The organism is Pedobacter sp. D749, from assembly GCF_019317285.1.
Classification (GTDB): domain Bacteria; phylum Bacteroidota; class Bacteroidia; order Sphingobacteriales; family Sphingobacteriaceae; genus Pedobacter.
This window is the reverse complement of record NZ_CP079218.1, coordinates 5,376,049-5,389,493: the sequence shown is the minus strand read 5'-3', so window position 1 is coordinate 5,389,493 and position 13,445 is coordinate 5,376,049. Positions and strand designations below refer to the sequence as shown.

Sequence of the window (13,445 nt, the reverse complement as noted above, 5' to 3'; positions counted from 1 at the left end):
CATTTATTTTTTTTTACTTAATGCAAAAGAAATAGCTTTATTCATTAATCATCTCATCAAAATATTGGTCAATTTGATACTTCCAACTAAACTTATGTTTTTCAATTTTAATATCGCCTTTTCTATCTATTAAATCAGTTTTTTTTAACCCTGCTATAAATTTTCCCCAATTTTGAAATGGTTGAAAGTATGAAATATGCTTATTTGCAAAAACATTTTGTAATTCTAATAACGGAGTTGATAAAAATGGGATTCCAGCAGTTATATAAAATGAAGCTTTTGTAGGATAGCATAAATTATAATAAAACTTTGTTTCATCGTAAGGAATTAATCCAATGTCGCATTTAGAAACAATATAATGTGCTTTCTCTTCCTCAAAATCTCCAAGATAAATTACATTAGCAGGCAAATCGATTTCCTTTAACCATTCCCCCCAAATTCCTATCAATATTAATAAATTACTTGCATTTACTCTAAAAACATCTATCAACTGATCGATTTGTCTTCCTTTATTTAAACTACCAGCATAGATATATTTAATGTTTTCATCTGCAATCCAAGACTTATTAGGCAATTTAAAAGGCACCGAAAGAGCATCAGGGCCACCGTTTATAATTACTTCAGCAAAATGTTTATCAATCTTATACTTTTCGCAAACATATTTAGACATTTCGTTTGATGCGAATATGTAGTGGCAATTTGGTATACTATAAAATAAATTTTCATGCTCTAACATAGAGCTATGTATTGGTAAGTCTAAGTCTATCGCTTGTTCATAAGGAAGATCATTTACTTCTATGATTAAACGATTATTTTTCGCAATAAAGGTAAGTATTGTTTTAAACACAATTTGGCTAACCTTTTTGGTTAGCATTGGAAAAAGTAAAGAAATTGCTGATTGATGTGCTAAAATTATTTTGTCATTATGGCATGAAAGTAAAATTAACAAACGAAGTCCAGCCCAAGTTCTTCTAAAGATATTGTCCTTATAAAAATACATGTTCAATCTGCGACATCCTAATAAATTCATTTTATCAGAAAAAGCTAAATTTCGGGCCATACCGCCTTCATTAATAGAATCTGATAAATATGTTATATAATAAAAATTATTCATTTAAGTAGAAGTATTCATTAGCTTGTAAACTGTAATATTATATAGACTTTAAACTCTTTAATTGCATAATAACATTTTTTGGTTTAAAATATTCCCATTCAAACAATATTAATCCCTTACTCCTTAGAATAAAATAAAATGAAATACAAATAATTACCTCAGTGGATAAATAGCTTATGCTGGTTCCTATATAACTGAAGAAATAAGCCATTATTATATTCAACACTAAACTAAAGCAGGCTGCAAACGTAGTGGTTCGTAAAAATAATTGATCCATGCTTAAATTAAGCATTGTTTGTATCCCCATTATACTACTCATTGCTGAAATTAATGGCAAAAAGCTTAGTATTTGCACACTTATTATTGAACCATCAAATTTTTTACCATATATGAGTGAAATTACAAAGGGTGCTAATATTAAAATTCCGAGACAAACTGAGGCAGTAAAATAAAATACAAGCGGTATAATTTTTCTCAACTTAATTAATCCATTTTCTTTACTTTCAGAAAATGATTTTCCGATGTATGGGTAAAGTGAAGATGAAAGTGGAATATTAACAACCCCTTGAACAATAACAATAAAACTTACGGCTGTTGTGTAAAAGCCAATTGCTTTTGTTTCTTCAAAAAAACCTAATATAACGATATTAGTAGTGGTATATAGTGAGAATATAATCGAAGAAAAGAATACTAATCGAACCTCTTTTAGAACCTTCAAAGAATGTTTTATGGAAATAAAAGTGAATTTAATCTTGAGAATAAAAAAAACATATAAAACAGAAGTTAAGCTAATTAGAAAATTACTAAACACACTTATACTAACATATAATATTAAATCATTTCTTTTAGAAATGAGGAGTAAGACTAAACTTGTATTAATAACACCTTTTATGATTGTTAAAAAACTTAAAACCGAAAGTTTTTGCAAACCTTGATATACATATTGAGGTGTTAAAAATGCAGAAATAACATTCAAAAATAAAACGCAAGAAAGCATTAGGTGCTCTCTTAAAAGAGGGATTATTCCAATGCAAATTATGAAAATGAAAATTGTTATTATTAATAACAGCGCCCTAGCACAAGTTACCTCAGAAAAAACATTTGATCTTATAACTAAATTATCAGGCTCTATAGCAATCTTTCTTGTTGCGGTAAAATCGAAACCATAATTTACTATCAGAATAAAATAAGTAATGTATGCAGTTATATAATTAATTACACCAAAGCCATCCGGCCCTAGTATTCTAGAAACAAAAGGAATTGTAATTAAGGGGAAAATATAATTAACAATCTGCACTAAACCTAACGATGCAATATTATTAATAAGAGTTCTATTTTTTGAAGATGCCATTAAGTGCTAAAATATGTTTGTTAATAATTATCAATGTTCATTCCGAGAATATGTTTAACTCTCTTTTTTAAATTCTGAATAAAACTAGGTCTATATATTTGACAATATTTGCCGACATTTATATAATTAGCTCTATAGAATCTTGTTTTTTGCGTTACATTTTCAAAAATATTCCTATTAAGTGTTGCTTTTTCATTAAGATATTTAACTTTTTGCTCATCAATGTTTGTTTGGTTAACATAATGATTCTGATGAAGAACTCTAACACTGTCAACAAACTTAATATGCAACGGCTTTTGTTTAATTCTAAAAATTAGTTCATCATCATCATAACCATGACCCCATGCATACCTTGGGTCAAACCCTCCAAGATCAACCAAATCACAAGTCATTATTGCAGTGCAAAAATGATAGGAAGCAGGACGATATTTTGAATGATTATACCAGCCTAAACCACCATCCACTTGAACAACATATTTATTGTTTTCAATTATAGATGAAATATTATCACGATTAAAAAAAAGTGTATCATCATCTGTATTTTTCTTATCTAAAGAAAAACACCCAAAACTTAAGTAATCATTTTTTTTAAGATGTTTGTCCACATACCCTAATATGTCGTCAAAATGATAGCACTCAGGATTTTGAATTACTATTTTATCTCCTTTTGCTTGTTTAAAACCTAGATTAAATGGTATGCAAGGATTATTGTACCATTTATCAATCTTTTCTAATCGGATAACCTTTAGAAAAGGGAAAATTATTTGTAAGTCCTCTAATCTTTCATGCTCATCACTTCCATCATCAACTACAATAACCTCAAAATCAATTTTTTCGTAATTTAAATTTATACTGTTTAAAGTTCGAAGAAATAGTTTTCTACGATTATAATAGGCCGTAATTATAGAAATCATAATTATTTATAAATAGCGTGAGTATATATCAGAGTGTTTTAATATCCATTCATGCTGATGCAGCAGCATTTCTTGATAATTTGGAACGATATAGTCAAAGTCTGTTCTAATAGTAATTAAACTTTTATCAATATGATAGTCATCTTTTGGTTCAATTGATATCTTATTATCTCTATAGATAGCATTAAATAAGGCAATTAAGTTGTACTTATCTATTTTAGTTTTCGGAGCCACTTGAATTAAACCTGTAATATCCTGATTTATAACCTCAACAATCACTTTACTTAATTCTAGAGTAGTTAATCCTGACCAGTAAGCTTTTCTAAATCCGTTTAATTTACTTTCTTTGGGCTGCGACATAAACCAATGAAATAATCCTATCCCATTTTCGTTTAGTTCTGGGCCTATAATGGAGGTACGAATTGTTATATCTTTATTATTATTTAACTCCCCTAATGCCTTAGACTGAGCATAAAAACCCATTCCATCTTTAACATCATTCTCAGTATATGCGCCCCTTTTACCAGAAAAAACACAATCTGTACTTATATGTATAATCTTAGTGTTATTCTTTTTTGTTACTTCTTCAAGGTAATGAGGAAAATAACTATTGAACCAAATTGCTTTAGATGGATTATCTTCTGCATCTTTATTTAAAATTCCAATACAATTTACAATATAGTCAAATTGATGATCCAACAAAATAGAGGATAATAGATTTAGATCTGAAACATCAATATTAAACAATTTATCATTCTGGCGAATATTTCTAGCCAAACCGTAAACATCATATGAATTAATTTCATTAAAGAAATTATATATCATATGACCTGCCATGCCCTTAACACCAATAATTAATATTCTCTTCATTTAATAACCTCTTTATTCCAAATTACACTATTAACAACGGAAGTATAGCTTTGGATGGCTTTAACTACACGATCTGATGTATTTGTCACTAAGTATTCTCTAGGTAGATCAATGTTTATATCAAACAAACCTCTAGCTATTTCTATAGAATTTAAAATTTGATCTTCAGTTATCCCTCCTAGCACTATTGTTCCAGCATCAATAGCCTCGGGTCTTTCTGTACTTGTTCTAATACTAACCGCTGGAAACCCCATCATTGCTGATTCTTCACTTATTGTTCCGCTATCAGAAAGAACTATAAATGCATTCTTCTGTAATTTTACGTAGTCGAAAAAGCCTAGAGGTGGTATATTGGATATTAATGGATGAAATTTGATTCTGTTTTTTTCAATGCGATTTTTAGTTCGTGGGTGTGTAGAAAATATTATAGGCATTGTATATTTTTCGGCAACCTGATTTAAAGAATGTGCCAAAATTTCAAAATGATTATCCAAATCGATATTTTCTTCCCGATGTGCACTTACTACTATATACTCTTGATTTTTTAGATTCAAGCGAGAAACAACATCACTATCGACGATTTGACTATTATATCTTAACAAGACTTCTTTCAAAGGAGAACCCGTGAGAAAGATATGATCTTTTCTAAAACCTTCGCTTAATAAATATCGTCTACTATTCTCTGTATAAGTTAAGTTAATATCGCTAATATGATCTGAAATTTTACGGTTAATTTCTTCAGGAACATTTTGATCAAAACATCTATTCCCAGCTTCCATATGAAAAATAGGGATTTTAAGTCTTTTAGCAGATATTGTGCTTAAAACGCTATTAGTATCTCCTAATACCAATAATGCATCAGGCATTTCTTTCAATAAAATTTCATACGATTTTGAAATTACATTACCTATTGTTTCACCCAAATGATTCCCTGAAACATTTAAAAAATAATCTGGTTTTCTTAGGCCTAAATCTTCAAAAAAAATTTCATTTAATTCATAATCGTAATTTTGACCTGTATGAATTAAAAGGTGATCAAAGTATACATCACATTTTTTAATACACTCAGCTAAACGTATAATTTCAGGTCGAGTACCTAAGATTGTTACTACTTTTAATTTTTTCATGTTAATTTTATTGTATCAGCTAATCTGCGGCTTAATTATGTCTCTTATATAAGATTTTTTCAAAACGAGAGAATTGTGTTTATTAAAATGTAAACCAAGTTAAAGATACCTTTGACATAATGACGATTTCAACAACCAGACAACATAAATTTATTTTTACAATCAATATTTAGTTGTTAATTTAGAACAAATCAAGCTTTTTGAGTAGCTTCTTTATACCTTCCACATCTTTTCTACTTGTATTATGCGAATTATAATCTTCAACATTTGGCATAATTTCTTTTCCCTCTGAGAAATACTTCGCATAATTTAAGTCTCTATTATCAGCAGGAATGCGATAAAAATCACCCATGTCCTCCGCTTTAAGCATCTCTTCACGCGTACACAAAGTCTCATATAACTTTTCTCCATGTCTCGTGCCTATAACTTTATATTCGCTGTTTATATTTTTTAATTGGCAAATTGCTTCAGCTAAATCTCCTATCGTTGCAGCAGGGGCTTTGTTTACAAACAAATCACCTGGATTTCCATGCTCAAAAGCGAATAAAACCAATTCAACAGCTTCATCTAGCGACATTAAAAAACGTGTCATAGTAGGATCTGTCACAGTTAATATTTCACCTCTTTCAATCTGAGATAAAAATAGCGGAATAACTGAGCCCCGTGATGCCATTACATTTCCATATCGTGTTAAGCAGACTGTAGTATTTATCAAATTACGAGCTTCAGCTACAGCAACTTTTTCCATCATTGCTTTAGAAATCCCCATTGCATTTATCGGATAAGCCGCTTTATCGGTTGATAAACAAATAACTTTATTAACCTTATTCAAAGCAGCTGATCTTATAACATTCTGTGTTCCCTCCACATTTGTTTTTACAGCTTGCATAGGAAAGAATTCGCAGGAAGGTACTTGTTTTAATGCAGCAGCGTGGAACACGTAATCCACATTTCGCATAGCGTATTCAACACTATTATAATCTCTTACATCTCCAATGAAATATTTAATTCTATCATCTTTATAAGAATTACGCATATCATCTTGCTTTTTCTCATCTCGAGAAAAAATTCTTATTTCTTTAAAATGATCTGTATGTAAAAAACGATTCAAAACCGCACCTCCAAATGATCCAGTTCCACCGGTAATTAACAAAATTTTATCTTTTAACATCTTACAATAATTATTTATAATTATGATTTACTATCCAATAACCGTTACTATCAGCACCTACGCGTTCTATTACGCCGTTCTTTTTTTAAAGTTCAAGATCTCTGGCAATAGTCTTTCTCACCACACCTATTGAATTAGCCATTTCAATAGGTGTAATTTTCTTATTCTTTTTCATCAATTCAACAATATGCTTACGTCTATTATCTGTGACATTATCCTCAACCAATCCCATTCGTTGTTTTGTATAACTTAAGACCGCTAAAAAATCATTTGGTATTTCTTCAAGCTCCATTTTCATTGTTGGATATTTCTTGAGTTCTTTACGGATCCGTACAAAACCACTGCCATATTTTTCGATATCACCTGTTAAATAAAACGCTTCGGCAATTAATTTATTCCGGGTATTAGCTTGGTAATTATCTTTTATCAATTCCGCAACGGTTAGATTCCCTTAAAGCATTCCGGGATTATAATATTCACAAAAGCAGACCATGTTTCTATTGTAGCATCATTGAAACTCGCTTTAAATTCTGTATGTTGGTTTTCTACAATCATTATTATTTTTGACCCTAATGCTGGAAATCTATAATCAAGCAACCTAAACAGTCAACTGTTTCAACAATCGCCTCACAATCAACCCCAATACCACCAAAAAATCAGCTAAAAACCCGCCCATTATCAATCCCTTTAATTTACCAAAGCGTTCTTTGGTAAGGGGGTAAATTGGTTGATCAATCACCTGGATCAATGGCGTTTCTTTTAATAAAGCCATTTTAGTAATCTCAAGATTTTTAGCCATTTCTGAAAGGATTGCTTTATTGGTTTCAGCAGAAAATTGTGCCCTTTGAGCTGGCGCCACTCGCTGTACTTGACGAGTAGGATTCAAATTTGGTGTGGCATCAGCCACCGCAACCGCTGCATATATTGCACCATTCATTACTGCTCTCACTGAATCTGTTTTCTGCTGCAATATTTTAACATTCTGTAAAGTCTTTTTCGTTTTGGTATTGATGTAAAATTCATTTACATTTTTCACCAAAGCATCATTAAAATTTTTGGCAAATAATTCATCCTTTGCTTTAACATCTACCTGTATGGTGCTTAATTTTTTGTCGGGCTTCGCTACGTTTAAATAATTTTTATTAATATCTGACACAATAACACCTAATAAGCTATCTCTAAGGCGTGAAGGTTGAAGGTTGAAGGTTAAAGGTTGAAAATTTAGCTTTAACAAGTCCGGCTTTTTAGCCCAGGCTTTACGCAAATCATTAAATTCAATATATCGGTCTACTAATAACTGTTTCTTGCCATTAATTTCAATTGGCGTCAACAAAGTTTGCTCCAACATCATCCTAGACTTATACAATCCCAAGATATTATCTCCTTGAAAAATCCCTCCGCCCCCGCCTATATCTACACCCGCCATAGAAGCTAGTCCTGCTAAACTCCCTAATCCACCGCCCTTCTCATCTTCCAATACGAAAGTGGTAGTAGCGGTATAAATAGGTTTTTTAGTAGTCGCATACCAAAAGCCTAAAACACCACCTAATAAGCCAAAAGCTACAATTATTAACCATTTCGACAGAAGATAGCGCCACCATTCTTGGATTTTGACAATGAGGTCTTTTAGGGAAATCTCGTCGTTTGTATTGTTATGTTGTTGACTTTGTGTCATTTTCGTTTGTCGTTTTTAATTACTCGTCTCAACGATTCTGCAAATCTCTATATTTCCGTTCGCCTATTTAAGTAGAGATTTGTTTATTGCTCCCCTCCCTATAAATCGCCCCTCATCATTAGACGGGACATTTTTTTTACCCTTCTCTCTCCTGAAGGAAAATGAACTAAAGGGGCAGATGATTTACCTTAACAAACTCACAATAATTGCTCCCAATGAAGCAACAGCCGTGCCAATTCCGATCCAGCTTTGCGCAGTTAAACGCTCTCTATCGGCACGCTTCGGAACCAGAATCTCTGCACCAGGTTTAATTTTGGGATCATTATTAAAAAATAGGAATTTACTTACAGCGGCTGCAGAACCATTGGCATATTTAACATACACTCCACCCTTTCTGGCATTAGCAGTAAAGCCACCTGCACCGTTGATGTATTGCCTTAAACTTTTGCCAGGCAAATAAACAATGCTATTTGGATTTAAGATTTCGCCGGTTACTTTAACAGTTTGCAAAGTTCTGGGAACCCGGATTACATCGCCATCCTCTACGATAAGATTATATCTCGAAAGGCTATCTTTTAAAATTTTAACCAAACTGATACCAACTAAATCGCTTTGAATTAATTTTTGCTCAACATTTGAGGTTAAAGTATCTTTTACACCTGCTTCCTGGGCTCTTTTTAAATTCAGGAATTTCCTGTCTTCTTCTTCTTTATTGTCAATCGCATTTTTATCCTTAGGGTTCACTTTTTCTGCTCCCTGTCTTTTCAGCGATGCACCATCCGGATAGGCCGATGGGGTTAACCCTCCAGCTCTTTTAATCACTTCCGAAATTCGCTCATCTTTTCTGGTTAGTGTATAAGTACCGGGATACAATACTTCACCTTCTATTTTCACTTGTTTTTGCACGGTGTATCCTTCAGAGTTTCTTACCGAAACAATATCAAAGGGTTTTAAAATAAAAGGATCGCCCAATAATTTTAAATCCTGATCTACATTCACAATAAAAAGCTCTGCAGCACGGGCAGATATAGATGTAGCATCACTATTTTTTACACGTCTGGCAATTTCAATCCGGTTTGGTGTTGCACCTTCTTTAAATCCTCCGGCCATCTGTATTACCGACTCAAGTGTCATCCCCTCTGCGTATTCGAATGTACCCGCAGCTCTTACTTCTCCCTGAACACTTATTTTATATTCATCTCTTAAATCGAATATCGATGAGATGGTAACTTTATCTTCACGCTGCAATGGAATATCTGCCTCTGTACCGGCAATAATTTTAGCCACATCAAAAGAAATCAATGCGGGTGTATTATCCATATTTAAGCGGTTGATATATCCGCGATTTAAAAAAGCATCTTCAGTTAAACCATCAGACTTATTGATCAAACCTTTCAGGGTTAATCCTTTATCCAATTCATATTGCCCTGGTCTGAAAACAGCTCCCGCTATAGTTACCCGATTTTCGAAGCGATCCAAAATAGCTTCAACTACAAACCGATCGCCATTTTTGGGTTGATAGGTACTAAATTCTGAAGCAGAGATATCCGTTAATTTCCGTTCTTTATCTGTATTTTGAAAAACCTTAATTTTAGCAGTATAAGCCTGATTATTAAAGCCACCAGCAAAATTGATTACATTTTGCAAACTTTCGCCTTTAATGGTCTCGAACAGTGCGGGTCGTTTAATCTCTCCAACCATCTCTACCCTGTTTTCATAAACCGGGATATTGATCACATCCTGATCTTGTAAACGGATATTTCCGCGTTGGATACCACCAGTTACAAAGTCGTACACATCAATGGTACTGATAATTTTATTATTCCTGATTACCTGAATTTTACGATACGAACCGTTATCATTTGGTCCTCCAGATGCACTGAGTGCGTTATAAACGGTTGATAAAGAAGATAAAGTATAGGTACCGGCTTTAACAACCTCACCAGTCATTACGACTTTAATGCTCCTGATATTCCCTAAATTAATGGCAACTGTAGATCTGCCCGATCGTAGCGCCGGATAAGTAGTAGATAATGCAGATCTAATTTTTGAAGAAGCCTGCTCGATACTCAATCCACCCACGGAAACTATACCTACGTATTGTAAACGGATAGTACCATCGGGACTAACTTTAAGTTTATAATTAGCTTCATTATCACCATTAATATCAATCAGCAATTCATCATCAGGGCCAATGATATAACTGCGGGGCGTGGCCAGCCTTAAGTTGGGCTCGAAGGTAATATTGCTGTTTTTAAACAGGTCGGAACCGAAAATTTTAGGTTTTAAAGACTCCAGGACATCAATTTTTGGTGTATTTTTCTTAACAAGAGAATCACTTTTATCTTTGTCGGGGTTATTGTATTTCCGAACTGCCCCATTGGTATTTATATCTGTATCGCTTTGACCGGTATCAGTGGTACCCGATTGTTTACGGATTTTTTCTACCCGGGTGCGTAATTTCTGAATTTCCTCCGCTTTCATTCCCTGCGCAGCAGCAGCCTGCTCTAATTGTGCATCGCTATAGCCAACAGATTCGGCACGCTGGATCATCTGTCTAATCTGTGCGTCAGAAAGATCATCTACTTTAACGTTGGCATAGTTTTGTGCGGAAGCCGATAAATGGCAAAGGAAAATGACGGTTAAAAAACTTAAAAATAAATATATTCTTTTTTTCATGGGTGCAACTGGCAGGCTTTTATCAACTTTAATATAGCCGCATTGAGAGTGCAAAACTATTCAAAATTATTCAGAGTTTTAAATCTATGCAACTTTTACGTTTTCTGATGCAGAAACTACTAAAAACACAGTTAAGTTATAATCTAATTATTTTTAAAAAAACCACTATCTTCACAATGTCAGGCTTAATCACATTTTTCACACGCTCTATTTTATTTACTCAAACGAAACGATTAATTTAAAGTTATATTTTAAATATCTTCAAAATTAGGCCCATTTCTTGCTATAAAGTTTCATTTAAATATATCATCCCAAATTTTGCATGAAAAAATCCCTATTTATCCTTAGTATTTTATTTTTACAGCTAACTGCATTTGCCCAAACAAGTGCAGATTACAATTACACCATCGGTATCAGGGCATTTACCATTATGCAGATGCCAAAAGTATTGGATCAGACAAATTCCCAGAACTATGCTAAAGTATTCGGGCATGGGGCAATGTTTAAGTTCAATGACAACCAGATCAGCTACCGCCTGGCCGGAACCTATTACCGCGATGATCTGACATTTGATAATACATGCGCTACGTGTGAAATCGCTAGTGGAAAGGTTACCGATTATTCCTTTAAGATCGGATTTGAGAAAAGCTTTAACTATACTAAAATACAGCCATATTTTGCTTTCGACTTAGGCTACCGCTACAATCGGTTTACCGGCAACTTAGCATCAAAAAATATAGTGGCAAATAACATCGGAAAAACGACCGATGCCAGTAAAAGTGGCTTAGTTGTCAGTCCGGTAATTGGCTTTAAGCTAAATGTTTTGCCACAACTGTCCATTTTTGCAGAAAGTAGTCTTGATTTCTTCTTTTCTTATGAAAAACAAGACAATACGCAACTGAACGGAGCATCAAGAGATGTAACTACTTACAAAAAACTAGAGTCGTTATTAAATCCTGTATCGGCTGGCATTCAGTTTAGCCTGAGCAACAAGAATTAGCACAGTTTAATTATTTATATAGGTAAGCAATCTTTCAGATTATAACCTGGCATTAACCAAATCGCGATTGATAAAAGATTTGGTATCGAAAATTACTGTGCCATTATTTTTATATTGAAGATAATCCAAATCCAGAAACTCCTGGTGTGCTACGGCAAGGATTATGGCATCGTAAATTTCAGTTTTGTTTAATTGTATGAGTTCAAAACCATAATCACCCTTAACCTCAGCAGCATTTGCCCAGGGATCGTAAACATCAACAGCTAAGCTAAAGGATTTAAGTTCTTTGTAAATATCAATTACCCTGGTATTACGGGTATCCGGACAGTTTTCTTTAAAGGCAAAACCTAAAATCAATACTTTAGCGCCGTTAATCATTTTGTCTTTCGCAATCAGCATCTTAATTACCTTATTTGCTACAAACATGCCCATATTGTCGTTTACGCGGCGACCAGACAGAATAACTTCTGGTTTATAACCCAATGCTTCTGATTTATGCGCCAGGTAATAAGGATCTACCCCTATGCAATGTCCGCCTACCAGACCTGGTTTATAATTAAGAAAATTCCATTTTGTAGAAGCGGCAGCCAATACATCAGTTGTATCAATTGCCATCCGATCAAAAATAAGGGCTAGTTCGTTTACGAATGATATATTCACATCACGTTGTGCATTTTCGATCGCTTTTGAAGCCTCTGCAACTTTAATACTGGGTGCCAGGTGTGTACCAGCAGTAATGATGGAGTTGTAAAGTTGATCTATTTTAATCGCTATTTCAGGTGTAGATCCAGAAGTAACCTTCTTAATTTTGGTTAAGGTATTTACTTTATCGCCCGGATTGATCCGCTCGGGCGAATAACCACAAAAGAAATCAACATTATATTTTAATCCGGATATTTTTTCTAATACCGGCACACAGTCTTCTTCTGTACAACCAGGATAAACGGTAGATTCGTAAATAACAACATCTCCTTTTTTTAGTACAATTCCGATCATTTTACTCGCTTCTAAAAGCGGTTTAAGATCAGGTTGTTTAAGGTGATCAATAGGGGTAGGGACAGTTACAATATAAATGTTGCAAGTGCTGATATCGGCAAGATTTGAAGTTAAATACAATCCTGAATCTACTTTCCCCTTTAAAACAGCATTTAAATCTGTCAGGTTTGCTTCGTGGGTGCCATCTTCAAGTTGTTGTAACGCTGCCACACGGCTCTCGTTAATATCGAAACCTTTTACAGCATATTTCTTAGCAAATGCTATTGCAAGAGGTAATCCTACATAACCCAATCCAATAACTGCAATCTGCTTATCTTGATCCATATCTTTCTAATGATGTGGCAAAGATATACAAAATCGTTATTAGGACTTCAATATTGAAATTCTATAACCAAGTAAGTGGATGAGAATATAAAACTATTTTTAATTATCATATTCCATCTGTATTAGAAATCTATTGTATTGGCGCGGATTAGCGCCAAAATTCAAACTGCCGGCCACAGGGGTATGGTTGGTTCAGCTATTTAAAGTAAACTTAAAAAGAGGCT

At 33.5% G+C, this 13,445-nt stretch carries 11 protein-coding genes; 1 reads left to right on the top strand and 10 read right to left on the bottom strand.

The window, feature by feature from the left end; translation table 11 throughout:
- Positions 1-37: 37 nt before the first annotated feature.
- The 9 genes from KYH19_RS22170 to KYH19_RS22130 form a co-directional block, all read right to left on the bottom strand.
- Entirely contained in the window at positions 38-1,114 is a 1,077-nt protein-coding gene (locus KYH19_RS22170; protein WP_219076816.1) for a hypothetical protein, read from the bottom strand.
- A gap of 37 nt (positions 1,115-1,151) precedes the next feature.
- Complete coding sequence (locus KYH19_RS22165; RefSeq protein WP_219076815.1) at positions 1,152-2,465, bottom strand: oligosaccharide flippase family protein; 1,314 nt, start codon at positions 2,463-2,465, stop codon at positions 1,152-1,154.
- Positions 2,466-2,485: 20 nt separating this feature from the next.
- Positions 2,486-3,379, bottom strand: a complete 894-nt coding sequence (locus KYH19_RS22160; RefSeq protein WP_219076814.1) for a glycosyltransferase family 2 protein — start codon at positions 3,377-3,379, stop codon at positions 2,486-2,488.
- A gap of 6 nt (positions 3,380-3,385) precedes the next feature.
- Positions 3,386-4,249 carry an SDR family oxidoreductase gene (locus tag KYH19_RS22155; RefSeq protein WP_219076813.1) on the bottom strand — a complete coding sequence of 288 codons (864 nt, stop codon included), beginning with the start codon at positions 4,247-4,249 and terminating at the stop codon, positions 3,386-3,388.
- Positions 4,246-5,376, bottom strand: coding sequence for a non-hydrolyzing UDP-N-acetylglucosamine 2-epimerase (wecB, locus tag KYH19_RS22150; protein ID WP_219076812.1), 1,131 nt, complete (start codon positions 5,374-5,376; stop codon positions 4,246-4,248). The genes KYH19_RS22155 and wecB overlap by 4 nt, the downstream gene beginning before the upstream one ends.
- 181 nt (positions 5,377-5,557) lie before the next feature.
- Complete coding sequence (locus KYH19_RS22145; RefSeq protein ID WP_219076811.1) at positions 5,558-6,547, bottom strand: polysaccharide biosynthesis protein; 990 nt, start codon at positions 6,545-6,547, stop codon at positions 5,558-5,560.
- An 85-nt stretch (positions 6,548-6,632) separates the two neighbouring features.
- Complete coding sequence (locus tag KYH19_RS22140; protein ID WP_219076810.1) at positions 6,633-6,977, bottom strand: ATP-binding protein; 345 nt, start codon at positions 6,975-6,977, stop codon at positions 6,633-6,635.
- A 168-nt stretch (positions 6,978-7,145) separates the two neighbouring features.
- Complete coding sequence (locus tag KYH19_RS22135; RefSeq protein ID WP_219076809.1) at positions 7,146-8,222, bottom strand: Wzz/FepE/Etk N-terminal domain-containing protein; 1,077 nt, start codon at positions 8,220-8,222, stop codon at positions 7,146-7,148.
- Positions 8,223-8,405: 183 nt separating this feature from the next.
- Positions 8,406-10,901 (bottom strand): SLBB domain-containing protein, encoded by a 2,496-nt coding sequence (locus KYH19_RS22130; RefSeq protein ID WP_219076808.1) that lies wholly within the window; start codon positions 10,899-10,901, stop codon positions 8,406-8,408.
- 322 nt (positions 10,902-11,223) lie between these two features.
- Between KYH19_RS22130 and KYH19_RS22125 the strand changes: the two genes are divergently transcribed.
- Positions 11,224-11,901, top strand: coding sequence for a hypothetical protein (locus KYH19_RS22125; protein ID WP_219076807.1), 678 nt, complete (start codon positions 11,224-11,226; stop codon positions 11,899-11,901).
- Positions 11,902-11,940: 39 nt separating this feature from the next.
- Here the strand turns inward: KYH19_RS22125 and KYH19_RS22120 are convergent, their stop codons facing one another.
- Positions 11,941-13,221 (bottom strand): nucleotide sugar dehydrogenase, encoded by a 1,281-nt coding sequence (locus KYH19_RS22120; RefSeq protein ID WP_219076806.1) that lies wholly within the window; start codon positions 13,219-13,221, stop codon positions 11,941-11,943.
- Positions 13,222-13,445 lie beyond the last annotated feature (224 nt).